Source organism: Salinispora goodfellowii, assembly GCF_059570675.1.
Map to the genome: position 1 here is coordinate 7079 of NZ_JCANTD010000004.1, position 20801 is coordinate 27879.

Annotated in this window: 15 protein-coding genes; 5 read left to right on the top strand and 10 right to left on the bottom strand. The window is 70.8% G+C overall.

Translation table 11 applies throughout. The features are described from left to right. Positions 1-153: 153 nt before the first annotated feature. Both T398_RS06515 and T398_RS06520 read right to left on the bottom strand, forming a co-directional pair. Positions 154-1809, bottom strand: a complete 1656-nt coding sequence (locus T398_RS06515; RefSeq protein ID WP_496445463.1) for a CocE/NonD family hydrolase — start codon at positions 1807-1809, stop codon at positions 154-156. A 5-nt stretch (positions 1810-1814) separates the two neighbouring features. Further along, positions 1815-2342, bottom strand: a complete 528-nt coding sequence (locus tag T398_RS06520) for a MarR family winged helix-turn-helix transcriptional regulator (RefSeq protein ID WP_496445464.1) — start codon at positions 2340-2342, stop codon at positions 1815-1817. A 144-nt stretch (positions 2343-2486) separates the two neighbouring features. Between T398_RS06520 and T398_RS06525 the strand changes: the two genes are divergently transcribed. Continuing rightward, positions 2487-4613 carry an MMPL family transporter gene (locus tag T398_RS06525; RefSeq protein WP_496445465.1) on the top strand — a complete coding sequence of 709 codons (2127 nt, stop codon included), beginning with the start codon at positions 2487-2489 and terminating at the stop codon, positions 4611-4613. A 45-nt stretch (positions 4614-4658) separates the two neighbouring features. On the opposite strand, the gene T398_RS06530 is transcribed toward T398_RS06525, so the two are convergent. Beyond that, positions 4659-5498, bottom strand: a complete 840-nt coding sequence (locus T398_RS06530; RefSeq protein WP_496445466.1) for a lytic transglycosylase domain-containing protein — start codon at positions 5496-5498, stop codon at positions 4659-4661. Between the two features lie 52 nt (positions 5499-5550). Beyond that, on the bottom strand, positions 5551-6966 hold the full coding sequence (locus T398_RS06535) for a DedA family protein (protein ID WP_496445467.1): 1416 nt from the start codon (positions 6964-6966) through the stop codon (positions 5551-5553). A gap of 143 nt (positions 6967-7109) precedes the next feature. Between T398_RS06535 and typA the strand changes: the two genes are divergently transcribed. Together typA and T398_RS06545 are read left to right on the top strand one after the other, a co-directional pair. Beyond that, entirely contained in the window at positions 7110-8978 is a 1869-nt protein-coding gene (gene typA, locus T398_RS06540) for a translational GTPase TypA (protein ID WP_496445468.1), read from the top strand. 68 nt (positions 8979-9046) lie between these two features. Next, positions 9047-9895: a serine hydrolase gene (locus T398_RS06545; RefSeq protein ID WP_496445469.1), complete on the top strand. Its 849-nt coding sequence runs from the start codon at positions 9047-9049 to the stop codon at positions 9893-9895. A 51-nt stretch (positions 9896-9946) separates the two neighbouring features. On the opposite strand, the gene T398_RS06550 is transcribed toward T398_RS06545, so the two are convergent. Next, complete coding sequence (locus tag T398_RS06550; RefSeq protein WP_496445645.1) at positions 9947-10744, bottom strand: tyrosine-protein phosphatase; 798 nt, start codon at positions 10742-10744, stop codon at positions 9947-9949. A gap of 202 nt (positions 10745-10946) precedes the next feature. Further along, a complete protein-coding gene (locus T398_RS06555) occupies positions 10947-11945 on the bottom strand; it encodes a TerC family protein (protein ID WP_496445470.1) in 999 nt (332 codons plus the stop codon). A gap of 484 nt (positions 11946-12429) precedes the next feature. On the opposite strand from T398_RS06555, the gene T398_RS06560 reads away from it, so the two are divergent. After that, positions 12430-12729 (top strand): antibiotic biosynthesis monooxygenase family protein, encoded by a 300-nt coding sequence (locus T398_RS06560; RefSeq protein ID WP_496445471.1) that lies wholly within the window; start codon positions 12430-12432, stop codon positions 12727-12729. A 289-nt stretch (positions 12730-13018) separates the two neighbouring features. Here the strand turns inward: T398_RS06560 and uvrB are convergent, their stop codons facing one another. Beyond that, a complete protein-coding gene (gene uvrB, locus T398_RS06565) occupies positions 13019-15121 on the bottom strand; it encodes an excinuclease ABC subunit UvrB (protein WP_496445472.1) in 2103 nt (700 codons plus the stop codon). A 295-nt stretch (positions 15122-15416) separates the two neighbouring features. Between uvrB and T398_RS06570 the strand changes: the two genes are divergently transcribed. After that, the gene (locus tag T398_RS06570) at positions 15417-16862 is read left to right on the top strand and encodes a hypothetical protein (RefSeq protein WP_496445646.1); all 1446 of its coding nucleotides are present in this window, start codon (positions 15417-15419) and stop codon (positions 16860-16862) included. 54 nt (positions 16863-16916) lie between these two features. Here T398_RS06570 and coaE read toward each other — a convergent pair whose 3' ends face one another. The 3 genes from coaE to T398_RS06585 form a co-directional block, all read right to left on the bottom strand. Continuing rightward, entirely contained in the window at positions 16917-17927 is a 1011-nt protein-coding gene (gene coaE / locus T398_RS06575; protein WP_496445473.1) for a dephospho-CoA kinase, read from the bottom strand. Positions 17928-18093: 166 nt separating this feature from the next. Beyond that, positions 18094-19674, bottom strand: coding sequence for a 30S ribosomal protein S1 (gene rpsA / locus T398_RS06580; protein ID WP_496445474.1), 1581 nt, complete (start codon positions 19672-19674; stop codon positions 18094-18096). Between the two features lie 308 nt (positions 19675-19982). Continuing rightward, entirely contained in the window at positions 19983-20792 is an 810-nt protein-coding gene (locus T398_RS06585; RefSeq protein ID WP_496445475.1) for a class I SAM-dependent methyltransferase, read from the bottom strand. Between the last annotated feature and the right edge of the window lie 9 nt (positions 20793-20801).

The window sequence follows — 20801 nt, forward strand, 5'->3', positions numbered from 1 at the left end:
CGTCGGCAGCGGCTCGACCACCACAGCATTCCCACGGCTCTTCTAACTTGACCTTTAACCTGCCGGGCGGCGGCTTTCGCCGCATTGGTTAGAGATCACGTTTAGGGCAGCGGTGGGCGCCAGGCCAGAAACTGGTCGGCCGCCCACCGCGGCCTACCACTCGCTCGGCACGTCCCGCGCAATGGGCAGGACCACCGCCGACGGGTGCTGCGGGTCGTGCAGGATCTCCCGCCATCCGGCCTGCAGCGTAACCGCGGTACCGAGCGGCTCCCCGGTGCCGGGGTTGCGGGCGTACCGGGGATGGGCCCCGCCACAGATCTGCACCCGCAGTCGGTGACCGGCGGCGAACCGGTGGGCCACCGGCCACAACGGCACCGCGACGCGGAACGCGCCCGTCTGGTCGGCCGCGAAGGCGGTGGGGCTGACCCGGACCAGCCCATCGCAGATGTTCCAGGAGCGACCCCGACGGTCCACGTCGCAGAGTCGCACGAAGACGTCGAGGTGAGGAAGCTCACTTCGGACGAAGACCTCCGCCTCGACCGGTCCGATGATCTCCATCGCCCCCGGCAGTGCCGCGCTGGTCCAGGTCAGCACATCGGGGCGAGCCTCGACGCGCCGGTTGTCGACCGGGCCGGCCTGCTGGGCCACCAGCAGCGGGCCCCCCACCGAGGGGGTGGGGTCGGCCGGGTCGTACCAGAAACCGTCCGGGGCTGACGCCGGCGACGGCGCGGCGCGCAACGCGCCCTCCGGGTGCAGGTACCAGGGAGTCGGCGTGGCTGGGGGCGGCCAGTCCGGCAACTCCCGCCAACCGCCGCCGGACCCGCCGACGTGTAGGCGAACCGGGGCACGAGCGCGCCCCGGGTAGCCACCCAGGTGTTCGTCGAGCCAGTCCAATCCGTCGCGGAGCGCGGCGACGAAGAGCCCCGGACTGCCGTGCGTCCACGGCCCGACGATGAGCCGGGGCGCGGCACCGGCGTCTCGCAGGGCCGCGAAGTCGCGCAGCTGGGCGGGGAGAAAGATGTCGTGCCAGCCACCGATCATGGATACCGGGGCGCGCACCTCGGCGAGCCGGTCGCCGAAGAACCGGGCCCGCCAGTAGGCCGCGTCGGGGGTGTGGTGGCGCAGCCACTCCTGGAAGAAGGGCACCGTCGCCCCGGTGGCCACCCGGTCCGCCTCGGCCAACGGCAGGTGGGACAGGCCGGCGGCGAGCCGGGGCTGGCCGCGCCGGAGTTCCCACTGCCGGGCGAGCCACCCGACGGTCTGTGCCTCGAGCAGCTCGACCCAGGTGAGCACGGTGTCCAGGGCGAAGGACTCCCCCGGGTACGTCGAGTCGCGGGTACCGGACGCGGCCACCACCGCGACCATCGCCCGGAGCTCCGTCCCGGCGTCGGCGGCGACAGCCCACTGGACGAAGCCCTGGTAGCTGACTCCGAACATGCCGAACTCGCCGTTCCACCAGGGTTGCCGCCGTAGCCAGTCAAGGGTGTCGAGGCCGTCCTCGCGCTCGTGCACCAGCGGGTCGAATCGGCTGTCGGAGCCACCGGTGCCCCGGCAGGATTGGATCACCACGTGGTAGCCCCGCCCGCCGATGAGCCGGCCGAGCAGCCGGATCGGCCCACCCCGCCCGTACGGGGTGCGGATCAGCACCGTGGGCGCGGCCGGGCGGTCCGGGGCGTAGTGGTCGGTGCGCAGCGACACGCCGTCGCGAACCCGGACCGGGATATCCCGGGTCAGCCTGACCCGGCGGGTCCGCGACGGCGGCAGGCGCAACACGGCCGTGGCGGCCCGGGTTGCCAGCGCCGTGAACACGGGCCTCAGCCGTTCGCCCGGCGGGGCTCCGGGCGGGCGGCCCGGACCGCGTCGCGGTGTTCGCGGAGCGTGACCCGGACGGCCGTCACGAAACGGTGGACGGTCTCCAACTCGTCGTCGGTGAAGCCGAGCATCACCGCATCGGTCCGACGGCCGAGCGGTCGGAAGAACTCCCTCGCCACCTCGGCACCGCGGTCGGCGTAGTGCACCAGGACCTTGCGCCGGTCGGTGGAGGTGCGGTCGCGGCGGACGTGGCCGGCGCGTTCCAACCGGTCGAGGAGGGCGGTGACCGACCCGGAGGAGAGGTCGAGTTGTTCGCCGAGGCGACCCGGGGTGATCGGGTCACCGTGTAGTTCGGCATCCATGACGGCGATCAGAGCCTGCAGGTCGGTGGCGCCCAGGCCGTGCAGGTGGGCGAAGGCGTGGCCGACGTGTTGGGCGTCCACCGCGTACCGCCGGAGCTCGTTGGTGATCTCCGCGGTGAGTTGCTCGCGTCGGGTGTCGCGTCGCCGGTAGCTGCTCTGACCTGCCACGTCCCGATTTTCTCCTCGCCCAGGTGGTGTGGTTGCAGCATAACGGAGAGACCGATAATCTCGTCTGTCAAGATACTTGGCAATCGCGTATTCCCCCGATGTGAGTACCCGCGCCGTCATTCCCGTCGAGTCCACGAGGAAACAATGTCCGTCTTCACCCACGTCGCGCGGGGCAGGTGGGCCGCGTGGCTCACCGTGCTCGCCGCGATCGTCCTCGGCGCCGCCGTCTTCGGGCTGCCGACGCCCGACAACCCCGCCCCCGTCTCCGCCACCGGCCTCTCCCACCAGTGGCAGTCCACCCAGGTCGAACGGCTCCAGGAACAGCTGCCCGCCAGCGAGGTCCAGCCGGCTCTCATCGTCGTCAGCCGCACCGACGGCGGCGCACTCACCGCCGCCGACCAGGAGACCCTCACCGGGCAGAGCAACGAACTTCGCCGGTTCGCGGTCAATGGGCAGGTGCCACCGCCGCGGGTAGCCCCGGACGGCTCGGTCGCCCTGATCGCCGTGCCGCTGTCCACCACCGAGGGGCAGGAGCGAACCGTCGAGACCATCGACGAGTTGCGGGCCGTGCTGGCCGACACCCCGGGCGACCTCACCATCGACGTCACCGGGACGCCGGCCTTCACCACCGACCTGACCCGGGTCTTCGACGGCGCGGACACCACCCTGCTGGCGGTGACCGCCGCCGTGGTGGCGCTGCTGCTGCTGGTCACCTACCGCAGCCCGGTCCTCTGGATGGTGCCGCTGGCGGTCGTCGCCGCCACCGAGCAGCTCACCCTGCGCGCAATCGAGACGATCGTGCCGGCGGTCGGGATCAACCTGCAGTCGGGGGCCGTCACCGGCATCGCCAGCGTTCTCGTCTTCGGCGCCGCCACAAACTACGCGCTGCTGCTGATCGCCCGCTACCGGGAGGAGCTGCGCCGCGAGGCGGACCGCTTCACGGCGATGCGAACGGCCCTGCGTCGCACCGCGGAACCCATCCTGGCCAGCGGCTCCACCGTCGTCCTCGGCGTTCTCACCCTGCTGCTGTCCGAGCAGGAGAACAACCGGGCGCTCGCCGTGGCCTGCGCCCTCGGCGTCGTGTTCGCCATGTTCTCCGCGCTCTTCGTACTCCCGGCCGCCCTGGTGCTCTTCGGCCGTGGCCTGTTCTGGCCGTTCGTCCCGCGCCTCGGCAGCGCGGTCACCGAGGGACGACTGTGGGGCCGACTCGGCGGCGTGGTCCTGCGCCGCCCGGCCTCCGTCGCGGTCCTGGCGACGCTGCTGCTGGCCGGTCTCGCCCTCGGCGGCCTGGGCATCCGCACCGGGCTGTCGGAGACCGAGCAGTTCCGGGTCGAACCGGAGGCGGTCGCCGGAGCGCAGACCCTGGCCACCGCGTTCCCCGCCGGGACCACCCAGCCGGTCGCGGTGCTCACCAACCCGACCGCCGTCGCTGCGGTCACCGCGGCCGCCGCCAGAGTGCCCGGCGTCGCCTCAGCCCAACCGGGTAGCACCGGCGCCACCGTCGCCCAGGTTGACGTGGTGCTGATCGCCGAGCCCGGCACCGCCGCCTCCGACCAGACGGTACGGGAGCTGCGCACGGCGGTCGCCGCGGTACCCGACTCCGCCCCACCCGCGGTCGCCGACACCGGCCCCTTCGACGGAGCCCTGGTCGGCGGCGCCGTCGCCGCCGGCTACGACACCGCCGAGGCCAACACGCTGGACCTGCGGCTGATCCTGCCGATCATCCTGCTGCTGGTCGCCGCCGTCCTGGTGCTGCTGCTGCGCGGCCTGCTGGCCCCGGTGCTACTGGTACTCACCGTGATCGCGTCGTTCTTCGCCAGCCTCGGGGCGGCGTGGCTGCTCTTCGACCACGTCCTGGGCTTCCCCGCACTCGACAGCGGCGTGCCCCTGCTCGCGTTCGTGTTCCTCGTCGCCCTCGGGGTGGACTACAACATCTTCCTGGTCACCCGGGCCCGGGAAGACGCCCGCCACGCCGGCACCCGGGACGGGATGCTCTCGGCGCTCCGGGTCACCGGCGGCGTCATCACCAGCGCCGGGGTGCTGCTCGCCGCGGTCTTCGCCGTCCTCGGCGTGCTCCCGCTGATCCTGCTCACCCAGATCGGAGTCATCGTCTGCATCGGTGTCCTGCTCGACACCCTGCTCGTCCGGACGGTGTTGGTCCCCGCCCTGGTATTCCTGCTCGGCGACCGGTTCTGGTGGCCCGGCCGCCCACCGGCCGTGGCCCACGGGCAAACCCCGGCCACCCCGGCGCCGGTCCCCGCCCACGACTGACGGCCCTCGTTCGGGCGCCCCGGCGTGGGCGTGGTGCCCGAACCATCAGTAGGCGAGGCAGACGCACTCGGTCATCAGCGCGCGGACGTTGCCCACATACCGCGGATTCGGGATGGTGATCGGACCCTCCCCGCTCGCCACCGCGGCGTGGCCGTAGTTGTAACTGGCGATCACCGCGTTCAGCAGGCACGAGTTCAGCTCGGCCGAGCAGAGCGCGGCGTCCAGCCGGTAGTCGCCGTCGAAGTACAGGTCGCCGATGTACTTGGTCAGCCAGGCCAGATAGTTCACGCCGAGATAGGCGTTGTCGCGATGGTCCCAGACGTCGTAGCTCTGCCCGAACCGTTGGTTCATCCAGTCGGCGGTCGCGGGCATCACCTGCATCAACCCGATGCCGCCGTCACAGGCGACGATCGTGGACTGCCAGCCGCTCTCCTGCCACGCGGTCGCCTTCACCAGGGCCGCCGGAATCCGAATGTCCGGTGCGGAGGTCGGCCAGTACGTCTTCGCCGCGGCGTTGGTAAGCGCCGACCTCACCTGCGTGCGGGAAGCCGGCGTGCCCTCGTGGCTGGGTGGGCACCCGGTCGGCTCCAACTCCGGCGGCGGAGGTGGGGCCGGCGGCTCCGGAGCGGATTTCGCCGCCGCCCGAGACGACGCGGTGGCGGTGGGCTTCGCTGCGGGCCCACCGCTGGCGGAACTGCTGGGTGTGGCGCTGTGGCTCGGCGCGGCACCCAACTCCGTCCGCGCGAACGGGGTGGCGCTCGGCGAGGGCTCCGCGGTGCTGGCCGCCACGCTCCGGTCGGCCGTTGCCTCGCCCCGCTCCCCCGCGCACCCCACCGTGAACAGTACAACAGCGAGCGCACCCACGCCGATCCGAAACATCTTCATGCCCCCTCCGACCGACGCAAGGTAGCAGTTGTCGATGCCTACCGCCGTCCCGTCACCCGCCGGAGACCCCCTGCGGTGGACGCGACTCGGCCGCCACCGGGCCCGGCGAGTCGCCGACGTCCGAGGCCACCCCGACCGCCCGGTCCCGGGTCATCCACGCCACCATGAACACGGCCGTCCACGCCACCCCCAGCAGCACCCCGGAAAGCGCGCTGCTGGCGGTGCTCAGGCCCAGGTAGAGCCGGGCACCACCGACCCCCACCACCCCAACGGCAGCGCCGGTCCAGGCGGCGACCGCGACCGGCCAACGGGCGCCCCGGGACAGCAGCCACGCGAGGGTGCACAGGCTCGCGGCGACCACGGCGGTCTGGGTCGGAAACAACACCGGTGGGCCGGACCGGTCGGGTTGGACCACGTCGGCGGCGACCGCCAGCACCACCAACGGCACGCACGCGCCGACGGTGCCCACCACGCTGAGCAGGTCCGCCCGCCAGGGTCGCTGCCGCCAGGCGACCCCCGCCGCCACCACCGACACGAACAGGATCACCACCGGGCCACGCAGCGCCGAAACCGCGGCCAGCGCCACCTCCACCGCCTCCGGCGTACGACGGGCGGCGAACCAGTCGGCGACGGCGCCGTCCACCACCGACAGCCCGCTCCGCCGGACCACCGCGCCGAGCACCCAGGCGACGGCGAGCCCGGCCAGGAACAGCAGCAGTAGGCCGGCAACCAGGTTCAGCAGCAACGTCCACCCCGGACCGAGGGAGCGGGCGAGCAGGCCGAAGAGCGCCCCGTAGCGACGGGTCAGCCCGCGCACCGGGGGCAGGCCACCGGCGCGGGACAGCAGCGCCCGTACCGGGTCCGGGTTTCGACCCAGCCAGCGCCCGGCCAGCAGCACCGCCAGCACCGCCCCGAGCAGCACCAGGACCGCGCCCGTGGCGCGGCCCAGCAGGTGCGAGACCGTCTCGTACGACTCGCCGGCCAGGTTTCCGGCGAGCACCGAGCCCCCCACCCAGGTCACCACCCCACCCAGATTCCAGGGCGCGAACCGTCGGTACGGCATCTGCCCCGCCCCGGCCAGCCGGGGCACCAGGGTCCGGGCGAAGGCCACCCAGCGGCCGGTGAAGACCCCCCGGCCCCCCAGTCTTCCGAGCATCGCGTCCGCGCGGCGCCACCGATCTGGCCCGATGCGGGCTCCGAACCGGCTGGCACGGAGCCGGGGCCCGTACCGGCGACCGGCGCGGAACGCCACCGCGTCTCCCAGCACACCCGCGGCAATCATCACCAGCAGCGCCGGCCCCAGCGGCAGGGTTCCGGTGTAGGTGAGGAACCCGACCAGCAGCAGAGTCGCCTCCCCGGGCATCAACAACCCGAAGATGAGCCCCGTCTCAGCGGCTACGATCAACGCCGCGACCAGCAGGATCAGCCCAGGTGGCAGCTCCTGCAGCCGGCTCAGCAACTCATTCACCCCGGACCCCCGGTCACGAGGGTCAGCTTGCCAGCGGTCGAACGCGAGTTACAGGCGTTTCGGTAGAGATCCGGGATACCCCGGGGAAGACCCCGGATGACCCCGACGCCGTGCCGGATCTGCGCAGGCGGAAGGATGGAGGCATGCAGCTTCGCACCGACCTCCGCAACGTCGCCATCATCGCCCACGTCGACCACGGCAAGACCACCCTGGTTGACGCCATGTTGCGGCAGGCTGGCGCCTACGGCGCCCGGGGTGAGGTGACCGAACGGGTGATGGACTCGATGGATCTCGAACGCGAGAAGGGCATCACCATTCTCGCGAAGAACACCGGCGTGCGTTACCTGCCGGCCGACGGCTCCGACCCGGTGACCATCAACATCATCGACACCCCGGGGCACGCCGACTTCGGCGGCGAGGTGGAGCGCGGTCTCACCATGGTCGACGGCGTCGTGCTGCTGGTGGACGCCAGTGAGGGCCCGCTACCGCAGACCCGGTTCGTGCTCCGCAAGGCCCTCCGGGCGCGGATGCCGATCATCCTGGTCATCAACAAGGTGGACCGGCCCGACGCTCGGATCAAGGAGGTCGTGGACGACACCTACGAGCTCTTCCTCGATCTGGACGCCGACGACGCACAGATCGACTTCCCGATCGTCTACGCCTGCGCCCGGGACGGAATCGCCTCCCTCACCCAGCCCGCCGACGGCGCGGTCCCGCAGGACAGCCACAACCTCGAACCGTTGTTCCGCACCCTGCTCGACACCATCCCGCCGCCGACGTACGACGAGCAGGCCCCGCTCCAGGCGCACGTCACCAACCTGGACGCCTCGCCGTTCCTCGGCCGGCTCGCCCTCTGCCGGGTCCGACAGGGCACGATCACCAAAGGCCAGACCGTCACCTGGTGCCGCACCGACGGCAGCAGCCAGCGGGTGCGCATCTCCGAAATGCTGATGACCGAGGGCCTGGAAAGCAAGCCGGCGGACTCCGCCGGGCCGGGTGACATCATCGCCGTCGCCGGCATCCCGGAAATCATGATCGGGGAGACGCTCGCCGACGCGGAGGACCCGCGGCCACTGCCGCTGATCACCGTTGACGAGCCGGCCATCTCCATGACCATCGGCACCAACACCTCCCCGCTGGTGGGTCGGGCCAAGGGCGCTAAGGTCACCGCGCGGATGGTCAAGGACCGGCTGGACCGGGAGCTGATCGGCAACGTCTCGCTGCGGGTCCTGCCGACCGAACGGCCCGACGCCTGGGAGGTGCAGGGCCGCGGCGAGTTGGCCCTGGCCATCCTGGTCGAGCAGATGCGCCGCGAGTCCTACGAGTTGACCGTCGGCAAACCGCAGGTCGTCACCAAGGAGATCGACGGGAAGACCTGTGAGCCGGTGGAGCGGCTGACCATCGACGCGCCCGAGGAGTACCTGGGCGCGATCACCCAGCTGCTGGCCACCCGCAAGGGTCGGATGGAGCAGTTGGTCAACCACGGCACCGGCTGGATCCGGATGGAGTGGCTGGTCCCGGCGCGGGGTCTGATCGGATTCCGCACCCAGTTCCTCACCGAGACCCGAGGCACCGGCATCCTGCACCACGTCTTCGAGTCGTACGAGCCCTGGTTCGGTGAGCTCCGGACCCGCAACAACGGCTCGCTGGTCGCCGACCGGACCGGCACCGCCACCTCGTTCGCGATGATGAACCTGCAGGAACGCGGCACCCTCTTCGTCGAGCCGAGCACCGAGGTGTACGAGGGCATGATCGTCGGGGAGAACTCCCGCTCCGACGACATGGATGTCAACATCACCAAGGAGAAGAAGCTCACCAACATGCGCTCGTCGACCGCCGACGAGACGGAGAAGCTGATCCCGCCCCGCAAGCTCTCCCTGGAGCAGGCCCTGGAGTTCTGCCGCGAGGACGAGTGCGTTGAGGTGACCCCGGCCGCGGTGCGGATCCGCAAGGTGCTGCTCGACCAGACGCAGCGGGCCCGGGCGACGGCGCGCCGCAAGCACGCCAGCTGAGGCTACGCCGGGGCGCCGACACCGCGCGACGCGCGGAGGGCGCCCCGGCTACCAGCTACCCTCGATAGGTGATCTTCACCGGCCTCGACGCGCACCTCGACCGGATGCCCGGCACCGTCTCGGCCTACCTGGCTCGCCTCGACGCCGCCCCCACCTGGACCCGGCACCCGGACACCACCCACTACGCGGCCAGCACGATGAAGGTGGCCGTGCTGGTGGCGCTCTACCGCGCCCTGGCGGCCGGACGCCTCGCCCCGGACACCGCCGTGCCGGTCCGCAACGAGTTCGACTCGGCCCAGCCCGGCGCCGCTCGGTTCGCCTGCACCCGCCCCGCCCGAAACGACGACGACGTCTGGGACCGGCTCGGCGGTACCGCATCGCTAGGTTGGCTGGCCGAACGCATGATTGTCCGATCCAGCAACCTCGCCACCAACCTGCTCCTGGACCAGGTCGGCCTGCCGGCCGTCGCCGATGTCTGGGCCCGGGCCGGAGCCCGGCACAGCGTCACCGGCCGCGGCATCGAGGACTTCGCCGCCCGTGCCGTCGGCCTCACCAACCTGGTCACCGCCGCCGACCTCGCCGCACTCCTGCGCGGCCTGGCGCTCGGCGCCACCCGGCCTGGCCCACTGGCGACACCCGAGAGCTGCACCGCCATGCTCGACCTTCTCGTCGCGCAGGAGCACCGGAAGGACCTCGCCGCCGGCCTGCCCGCCGGCACCCGGATCGCCCACAAGAACGGCTGGGTACGCGGGGTGCGGCACAGCGTTGGGGTCGTCTACCCCGACGACGCGCCCCCGTACGTCCTCGCCGTCTGCAGCACCAGCGACCGCACCGACCGCAGCCCGGACGAGGATGCCTGCCAGCTCCTCGCCGACATCTCCGCCCGCGCCTTCGCCCACCGCCACCAGCTCGGCTGAGCCGGGCCGCCACCTCATCGGCGGGCCAAGCTCACCCCGCCACGGTGGAGGTCACTCCAGCAACCGCGCCCGCAACGTCGCCACCAGTTCGTCGTCCACCCCAAGCCCGTCGCGCAGGTACGACCCGAACGACCCGTACACCCGCCGCGCCTCGTCGTACCCGGCGTCCAGGTACTCGTCGCGTACCTCCAGCACCGGCCGCACCACGGTGACGTCCAACTCCGGGCTCCGCCGACGCATCCCGGCGAGGAGCACCTCCCGCAGGCTCTCGGTGAGCGCGTTGTTGGCGAGGTAGTCCGCCCGGATCGTCGCCTCGTCCACCCCGAGGGCGTGCAGCAGTACCGCCGTCAACCAGCCGGTCCGGTCCTTACCCGCCGAGCAGTGGTAGAGCAGGGGCAGGTTCGCCGCCTCCGCCGCCAACCGCACCGCCGCACCGTAGCCGGCCCGCGCCGACTCCCCCGTCACGAACCAGCGGTAGATGGACCGCATCGCCCCCGGAGTGCCCTCCTGGGCCAGCTCCGCATACGCGCTGAGGTCGTGACCGAGCAGCACAGCCGACACATAGGTGAAGACCGGATGCGCCGCGTCGTACACCGGCAGGTGTATCAGTCGGGGTTCTCCCGGCAGCCGGTCCGGCGGGGCCACCGCCACTTCCGTGACATCCCGCAGGTCCACCACACAGGCCGGCATCAACTTCGCCAACACCGGTAGGTCCTCGTCGGTCAGCCGACCCAGCGCCGGGGTACGCAGCAGCGCCCCGGCCCGCACCCGACGGCCCCCCGCACCGACCAGCCCACCGAGGTCACGTGCGTTCGGCGCGCCCACCAGCGCCAGGGCCCGGCCGGTCATGCCGGTGTTCCACCCCGCCGGCGGGCTCGTCCGCATCGCACCCGCCGCATCAGTCCACTCGTCCACGCAGCCCCCAATCGCCGGCCGGTCCCCTCCAGGGTGCCCGACGACGATCACAGCGGTATACCCCGTCACGGCGGGCCCGCACCCGCTACCGCGGGCCGTTCAGTCACGGACCTGGACCGGGTTCTGACATCGGTCCTCAGTCGCGAACCTGGACCAGGATCCGACGTCGGTCCCGGGATGACTTCACCAGGCTTGCGACCGTCGCCAGGGTCAAGGTGCCCAGGATGACCGTCAACGAGAGCCAGATCGGGATGTGCGGGGCCCACCCGACGTGCTCGCCTCCGTTGACGAACGGCAGGCTGTTGTCGGCCAGAGCCTCCAGCACCAACTTGACTCCGATGAAGCCGAGCACCGCCGCGAGGCCGTAGCTCAGGTAGATCAGCCGGTCCAGCAGGCCACCGAGTAGGAAGTAGAGCTGTCGCAGACCCATCAGAGCGAAGACGTTCGCGGTGAACACCAGGTACGCCTCCTGGGTAATTCCGAAGATCGCCGGGATCGAGTCGAGCGCGAAGATCAAGTCTGTCGTACCGATCGCGATCATCACGACCAGCATCGGAGTGAACAGTCTTCGCCCGTGCTCGGACGTGGTGAGCTTCGCGCCGTCGTAGTCCCGCGAGATCGGCAGCGCCCGACGGCTCCACCGGATCAGGACGTTCTCACTGAAGTCATCCTCATCCGAATCGCCCTGCCGAACGAGATTGATCGCCGTGTAGATAAGGAACGCGCCGAAGATGTAGAAGACCCACGAGAACTGGGAGATCAACGCGGCGCCGGCGGCGATAAAGCCACCGCGCATCAACAACGCGAGCACGATCCCGACAAGCAGGACCTTCTGCTGGTAGGCCCGGGGCACGCCGAAGCGCGCCATGATGATCACGAAGACGAAGAGGTTGTCCACCGAGAGGCTGTACTCGGTGAGCCAACCGGTGTAGAACTGCCCCGCCGCGCTCGGCCCGGAGACGAGCCAGAGTCCCGCACCGAAGATCAGTGCGAGGGCGACGTAGAAGCCGACCCAGAGACTCGACTCACGCACGCTGGGCTCGTGTGGGCGACGACCAATGATCAACAGGTCGATGATGAGAATCGCGGTCAGTGCGACGAGCGTCCCCGCCCACACCAGTCCGGACACGTCCAAGGTCTCAACCTCCGGCAGACACGCAACAATCGGCACACCGCACGCCCCGGAAGGGCAGGTGTGCCGATGACGCCGACTATGGTGACTGTCGGAGGTCTCTTCCGCCACCGCCCCTTCCGGGGCGACGACCGATGGAGCCGGGTCAAGTCACCGGGGCCGGCGATCAACCGTGCTGACGACTCCATCGCGGGGGAATACTCCCCTCCGCCATTCATTGTCGCCCACCTGACGTAGCCACCGCACGGTGGGCTACCGGTGTCCCCCCTCACGCCCGCCAACTGCCTGGTCGCGGGGGTGCGGCGGGGCGAGCGGCATCCGGCATCCGGCACCCGGCATCCGGCATCCATACCGCTTCGGAGGCTGTCGAGCTGCCCCGCCAAGAAGACCGAGGAGCCCGGATTGGTGGTGGGCGGCCCGATTGCTCGGGTGCCGATCTTGGCTACCCGGACGGTGGGCCGCTCAGCCACCGTGCGAAGCTGCGCGCATGGTGCTTGAAGTCGCATTGATCGATGTACTGCCCGGACACGAAGACGCCTTTGCGGCCGCGTACGCCGCGGGACACCCGGTGCTCGCCGAAACGCCCGGCTGCCGCTCGGTCCGAATGACCCGCGGAGTCGAGTCCCCGTCCCGGTTCGTACTACTGGTCGAGTGGGACTCGGTCGAGGCACACGACCAGAACTTTCGCGCCTCCGACCGGTTTGTCCGATGGCGGGAGCTGATCGGCCCGCACTTCGCCAAGCCGCCGCGGGTCGAACACTTCACCGACGTGCCGGGGGGCCGATAGCTGCCCCAATGATCGGCCCATCAACGGCTGGGCCGATCGGCGGTGCCCGGCTGCGACGAAGAGTGTCGCACCCGGCGCTTACGGTGTCCCCGCACGTGCCGGCCGCTGGCCCCGATGCGCTCGGGGGCACCGGGTCCGGTTGGTCGCGCCGTGCCCGCCCAAGTGCATGCCGCCGGCCTTCACGACCGGCAGCAGGCACTCGCCACAGACCGATTGGGTCGCGCCGCACCCACCCGAGTGCCCGCCTCCGACCGCTATGACCACGGCAGGCACTCGCCTCAGACGTGGGTCACGACACCCCCGCGGCGTCCATCCCGCGCAGCTCCTTCTTCAATTCCGAGATCTCGTCGCGAATTCGGGCAGCCAACTCGAACTGCAACTCCCGTGCAGCGGCGAGCATCTGGCCATTCAGCTCCTGAATCAGCTCCGCCAGCTCCGCACGGGCCATTCCCTCCCGGGCCGGTCCGGCGGCGGCTCGGCTGCGACTACGGGTCTCCTTCACCGGCGCCTTGCCGCGGGAGAGCTGCCGGGCCGCTCCACCGACCCGGTTGTCGGTCTCCTCTGCCTCCCGGTAGATGTCGTCGAGAATGTCGTGAATCTTCTTGCGCAGCGGCTCCGGACTGATGCCGTGCGCCTCGTTGTGCGCGATCTGCTTGGCCCGGCGCCGGTTGGTCTCCCCAACCGCCTCCGCCATCGATGGCGTGATCTTGTCGGCGTACATGTGCACCTGGCCGGAGACGTTACGCGCCGCCCGCCCGATCGTCTGGATCAATGATCGACCGCTGCGCAGGAAGCCCTCCTTGTCCGCGTCGAGGATGGCGACCAGCGACACCTCCGGCAGATCGAGCCCTTCCCGCAGCAGGTTGATACCGACCAGCACGTCGTAGTCGCCCTTACGGAGTTCCCGCAGCAACTCGACGCGGCGCAGCGTGTCCACCTCGGAGTGCAGATAACGCACCCGAATACCATTCTCCAGGAGGTAGTCGGACAGGTCCTCGGCCATCTTCTTCGTCAACGTGGTGACCAGCACCCGCTCGTCGCGCTCGGTACGCAACTTGATCTCGTGCATGAGGTCGTCGATCTGGCCCTTGGTCGGCTTGACCACCACCTCCGGGTCAACCAAGCCGGTAGGTCGGATGACCTGCTCCACATACTCGCCCTGCGCGTGCTCCAACTCCCAGGAGCCGGGGGTGGCCGAGAGGAAGACCAGCTGGCCGACCCGCTCCAGGAACTCGTCAAACCGCAGCGGCCGGTTGTCGGCGGCGCTGGGCAGTCGGAAGCCGTGGTCGATCAGCATCCGCTTGCGGGACGCGTCGCCCTCGTACATCCCGCCGATCTGCGGGATGGTCACGTGCGACTCGTCAACCACGGTGAGGAAATCGTCCGGGAAGTAGTCGAGCAGGCAGTGCGGCGGGCTGCCGGGCAGTCGACCGTCGATGTGCATCGAGTAGTTCTCGATGCCGGAGCAGAAGCCGACCTGCCGCATCATCTCGATGTCGTACGTCGTCCGCATCCGCAGCCGCTGCGCCTCCAGCAGGCTGCCCCGCTGCTCCAGCTCGGCCAGCCGCTCGCCCAGCTCGGCCTCGATGTCGCGGATCGCCCGCTCCATTCGCGCCGGACCGGCCGCATAGTGCGTGGCGGGGAAGATCAGTAGGTGGTCGACCTCTCGGACCACATCACCGGTGAGCGGATTGAGGTAGTAGAGCCGCTCCACCTCGTCCCCGAACAGCTCGATCCGGATCGCCAGCTCCTCGTAGGCGGGAATGATCTCCAGGGTGTCGCCCCGCACCCGGAAGGTGCCCCGTTGGAAGGCCATGTCGTTGCGGGTGTAGTGAATGTCGACCAGCCGGCGCAGGAGTTGGTCGCGGTCCAGCTCCTGACCGGTCACCACCCGGACCGCCCGGTCCAGGTACTCCTCCGGGGTGCCTAGGCCGTAGATCGCCGAGACGGTGGCGACCACCACCACATCCCGGCGGGTGAGCAGCGACATCGTGGCCGAGTGGCGGAGCCGCTCCACCTCCTCGTTGATCGAGGAATCCTTCTCGATGTACGTATCAGTCTGCGGAATATACGCCTCGGGCTGGTAGTAGTCGTAGTAGGAGACGAAATACTCCACCGCGTTGTTGGGCAGCAGCTCGCTGAACTCCTTGGCCAGCTGGGCGCAGAGGGTCTTGTTCGGCGCCAACACGAGCGTCGGGCGCTGCAACCGCTCAATCAACCACGCTGTGGTGGCGCTCTTGCCGGTGCCGGTCGCGCCGAGCAGCACCGTGTGCCGGTCGCCACGCCGGACCCGCTGCTCCAGGTCGTCGATCGCGGCCGGCTGATCACCGGCCGGCTGGAAATCACTGACGACCTGGAAGCGGCCGTCCAGCCGGGGAATGTCGAGCGCCATGGCCCCACCGTACGCTCGGTGGCTGACGCTCCGGGACGACTACCACCCCCCGGCGATCACCTTCGATGTTCCCGTTGTCGGCCCCCACCTGGCGAGCTACGCTTCTCGGGTAGGCCGCTCGCGGCGGCCGACCGGGCCGGCAACGGGCCTAGGACGGCCCCCAACCCCCGGCACGGGGTCGCAGCACCCGCTTTCCGGCGTGCGCACCCGACGTGGTCGCGCTGACCGCGCTGACCGGCCGCCGCGAGCGCACATCCGCGTCACCAGTGACCGGTCGACGCCGTTCAACATCCCGATGGAGTCCTCCGCCCGCACCCGCCGTACCCCCCGTCCCCGCCGTACCCCCCGGCATCGGCCCACGCCCGATACCCAGCCCACCTCGACCGCCTCCGACGACACCCAGACCGGCCAGCTTCCCCGGATCACCGGCCGCCGTCGGACCATCCTCCGTACGCTCGCCGCGGTGGCCCTGCTCGCCGCCACCGCACTGGTTCTCGGTCTGAGCTGGATACCCGACCCAGCCGAGCCATCCCGCCGGCCAACCGCCGACGAGCGAACCCGACTCGCCGCGGTACGGGTCACCAACTTCCGCGATCTGCGGGCCGGTGTACACCTGACCGCCGGGACCGGAGCCGCCCGGATCGACCTGGTCGGCTGGGTCGACTGGTCCCGACCGCTGCTCTACCTCGATCTCGGTGGTCCCGGCCTCGGCGCCCAACGGGGTCTGCTCCAGGCGACGCCCGCAGTGCTGCTACTCCACCCGGAGTCCACCACCCCGACGTCCCCGTCACCGGCGCCCCCGCCCCTGGTACCCCCGGCAGATGGGTGGCGGCTAGCCGCCCCGCCGACCGCCGACCGCCTCCGGCCGCTGCTCGACCTGCTCTTCGCCCTCGCGACCGACCGGGCCGACCCACCAGTCGGGGAGACGGCACGGTGGATCGCCAGCGCCGACGGCACCGACGTCCTCACCGCCCGGCTGCCGCCGGCCCAACCCGGCGGACCAACACCCCCGCCCGCCACCGAGGTCCACTGGTGGGTGGATCGGGAGGCACGGCTACACCGGCTGGAGGCCCAGCTCCCCGACCTCGGTCCGGTCACCGTACAACTGAACCGCGCCGACCGACCGTCGCTACGTCCGGTGGCGGTCCTCGGTGGACAGGCCGGTACCCCCCGGCCGCTCAACGCTGCCGAACGCCGCCGCCTGGCCTCCCTCCCTACCCAACTCCGCGCTGCGGGCGAGGCGCGCGCCACGCTCACGGCACTGCTCGGCTCGGCAGCCAACCTTTGCGGGACGGGATGGATCAACTGGAGCCGACGCAGCGCATACCTCGCGGTGGATGACCTTGACGCCCCACGTCGGCGTACCCTGCTCCGGCACGAACATGGCCGCACCACCCAGACCGAGCTGCCAGTAACCGTCAACGGCGGGGTGGACCCGGTGCCGCCACCGCTGCCCGTCCCCACCGGCGGCTGGGAACCCGCTCCCGACGCTGGGCTCGCGGCCCTGCTCGACGCCGCGCTACGCGCGGCGACCCCCGCCGAGGCGGGCACGGCGCGCCGGATCCGGGGCGACCGCCTGACCGGCGCCGAGCTCGATGTGGTCGAGGTGGTGGCGGCCGCCGGCGAACCGGTCCGCTACTGGCTCGACCGGTCCGGCCTCCCCCACCGGCTCCAGTTCCCGACGGCGGCCGGTACCTGGGCACAGGTGGACCTCACGTTCGAGGACGGTGCCACGGGCTGACCCTCTCGACGCACACCGACCGGGCGGGGCGCTACGCCGGTCGCTGCCGCCCCGTCATGGCTGCCCGCCGGGCCAGCCCGCCTCCCGAACGTACAGGCGCACCGGGCGCGCCGGGTCAGCACTGCCGTGCACCCGTTCCGGCCAGCGTGCCGCATTCCGTCCCGACTCGGGCAGCCGGGGAAACCCGGCGTCCGCGAGTTGCTCGGCCAGCGCTCCGTCCGCGTCGTCCAGGCACGGCACGGTGAGCTGGATGACGATCATATCCGCCGAGTCCAATTCTGGAATCGACATCGAGCCGATGTAGTCGATCGGCGGGTCCGCGGGGGTGACAGCGCGGTGGATCCGGGCGGCCAGACGAGCGTACTGCTCGGGCCGGGGCAGGTCGGACTCCACCCGCTCGGGCCGGGGCAGGTCGGACTCCACCCGCTCGGGCCGGGGCAGGTCGGCCGCCCGCCGGTCGCGAAGATTGACCGCGTAGGGCAGGAGCCGGTCGGCCCAGAGCGCGTCAACCGCGCGGTGCAACTCGTCGCGGGTCCCGTCGTTGGTCAGCACCACGTCCGCTGCTGCTCGGCGGCGATCGTCGTCGGCCTGCGCGGCGATCCGCCGCCGCGCCTCGGCCGGTGCCATCCCCCGGTCCCGGGCCAGCCGCTCCAGGCGGATCGACAGGGCCGTCTGCACCACGACCACCAGGTGGTACGTGGGGCCGAGCCCCGACTCGACCAATAGCGGTACGTCGTTGACGACGACCGCGCCGGGTGGCGCCGCGGCCACCAGTTCGGCGGTGCGAGTCCGGACCCGCGGGTGAATGATCGCCTCCAGGGCGCGGCGACCCGGTTCGTCGGTGAAGACCAGGGCGCCGAGCGCCGGCCGGTCGAGCGCCCCGTCCGGGCCGAGCACCCGATCACCAAAGGTGGCGACGATCTCCGCCAGCCCTTCGGTGCCCGGCGCCACCACCTCGCGGGAGAGCTGGTCGGCGTCCACAATCACCGCGCCCAGCCCCGCCAGTCGGGCCGCGACGGCGCTCTTGCCCGAGCCGATCCCACCGGTCAGTCCCACCATCAACACCGGACCAGTCAACCGGATCAGCCGGCAGCACGCCACACCGGCGCCCCGGCTCACCCCGGTCGGCAGAAACGGCGGAACCCCGCCCCGGCGATCTGTCGATCACCGGGACGGGGCCCGTCGCCAGTACCGGCTCCGGTGCGCCGCGGGGCGGCCCAGAGCCCTCGGATCACTTGCCGCCGGCGAGCTTCTCCCGCAGGGCGGCGAGCGCCTCGTCGGTGGCGAGGGTGCCGGCCGGCTCCTCCGCCGGCCGGCTCGGAGCCGCGGTCGTCGTGGTGGTCGGGCTGGCGGCCGGCGGGTTGGCCGCAGCCTCGGCGTCGGCGGCGCGGGACGCCTGCACCTGCTTCTGGTGGGCCTCCCAACGCTGACGCGCCTCGGCGTACTGCTGCTCCCAGGTCTCGCGCTGCTTCTCGTAGCCCTCGAGCCACTCGCCCGTCTCGGGGTCGAAGCCCTCGGGGTAGATGTAGTTGCCCTCGGCGTCGTAGGTCGCCGCCATGCCGTAGAGGGTCGGGTCGAAGTGCTCCTCGCCCTCGACGAAGCCCTCGTTGGCCTGCTTGAGCGACAGCGAGATCCGGCGACGCTCCAGGTCGATGTCGATGACCTTGACCATGACCTCGGAGCCGACCTGGACGACCTGCTCCGGGATCTCCACGTGGCGCTCGGCCAGCTCGGAGATGTGGACCAGACCCTCGATGCCGTCGTCCACCCGGACGAACGCGCCGAACGGCACCAGCTTGGTGACCTTACCGGGCACGATCTGCTGGATCGCGTGGGTGCGGGCGAACTGACGCCACGGGTCCTCCTGGGTCGCCTTCAGCGAGAGCGAGACCCGCTCGCGATCCAGGTCGACGTCGAGAACCTCAACCTCGACCTCCTGGCCAACCTCGACCACCTCGGACGGGTGGTCGATGTGCTTCCAGGAGAGCTCGGAGACGTGCACCAGGCCGTCCACGCCGCCCAGGTCGACGAAGGCGCCGAAGTTGACGATCGAGGAGACAACGCCCTTCCGGACCTGCCCCTTCTGCAGCTTGTTGAGGAACTCGGTGCGCACCTCGGACTGCGTCTGCTCGAGCCAGGCCCGGCGGGACAGGACCACGTTGTTGCGGTTCTTGTCCAGCTCGATGATCTTGGCCTCGAGCTCCCGGCCGACGTACGGCTGGAGGTCCCGCACCCGACGCATCTCGACCAGGGAGGCCGGCAGGAAGCCGCGCAGCCCGATGTCGAGGATCAGGCCGCCCTTGACCACCTCGATGACCGAGCCACGGACCACGCCGTCCTCGTCCTTGATCTTCTCGATCGTGCCCCAGGCGCGCTCGTACTGCGCCCGCTTCTTCGAGAGGATCAGCCGCCCCTCCTTGTCCTCCTTCTGGAGAACAAGGGCCTCGATGTGGTCACCGACCGAGACGACCTCGGCGGGGTCCACGTCGTGCTTGATCGACAGCTCCCGAGAGGGGATGACGCCCTCGGTCTTGTAGCCGATGTCGAGCAGGACCTCGTCCCGATCGACCTTGACGACGGTGCCTTCGACAATGTCGCCGTCATTGAAGTACTTGATGGTCTCGTCGATCGCGGCGAGGAAAGCCTCTTCGCTTCCGAGATCGTCGACGGTGACCTTGGTGGCGCTCGAGGGGGCCTCGATGCTGCTCGTCATGTGGGCGGTTGCTCCGGTCGGATGGTTGTCATCACGGATGTGAGCCGCGGTGACCTGTTCGCGCAAACGGATCCGCCGCCGGACACACCGAACGATCACTGCGCGGGATCATGATGTGGCTCCGTCGACCGCGCACCTGCTCCCTACCGAGGCACACAATCCGCGAGCGCGTCATCTAGCCTACCCTCTGCATTACCACAGCGTGCAAGGCCTCCCACCCGATCACCATCGCGCCACCTGCGAAAGCGGATTATCGTCGAATAACACGCCCGGCCTGTCACCCGAATCACACCGCCCCCACCGGCACCAGACCAGCCGCACCCGCCCAGCGGGCGCACACCGCCAGCACCCGATGCCGCACTCTCGCCCGCCCCCGCACCAGGGCCACGCTTCCGCCGCAGCGGCCATCAGATGGCGGGCCGCTCGGCGACGAAGATGGCGGTGCCCGGGATCAGCCGGCCCCGCAGCGGGCTCCACTGACCCCAGGTTTCGTCGTGCCCCGGCGGCCATTCCGGTTCCACCAGGTCGCGAAGAACGAAGCCGGCGGCAGTCAGGTCCCGGATCCGATCACCGACGGTACGGTGTGCCTCGATGTAGGTCGGCGCTCCCGACGAGTCCTCCTCCACGTAGGGGCGGCGGTCGAAGTAGGAGTGCACCGCGACCAGGCCGCCCTCGCCAGCGTCATCCAGAAAAACCCAACGCAGTGGATGGGTAACCGCGAAGACCCAGGCTCCGCCGGGTCGCAGCACCCGAAACACCGCACGCATCAGCGCCGCCGAGTCTGCGACAAACGGAACCGCACCAAACGCGGAATGTACGGTGTCGAAGACGCCCGCCCCGAACGGCAACGCCAGGGCGTCGGCCTGCACGAGCGGCACCCGCACGCCCGAACGCTCGGCGGCCAGCCGGGCCTGCCGCAACATGCCGGCGGACAGGTCGAGGGCCGTCACCTCTGCCCCCTGACCGTCCAGCCAGCGGGAGCCCGCGGCCGCGCCACACCCCAACTCCAGGACCCGAGCCCCGGCAACGGCACCGAGCAGCTGCGCCTCCGCCTCCCGCAGTCCCTCGGGACCCCAAACAAGATCAACATCCCCGAGGAACGCGCCGTGCTCCGCCTGATAGCTGTCGGCGTCCCGGTCCCACCACCGTCGGCTTGCCGCCCGCCCCTCAGCCGCTGACACCACCCGACGGATGACCGCCGGTTCGGACTGCTGCATCCAGCCAAC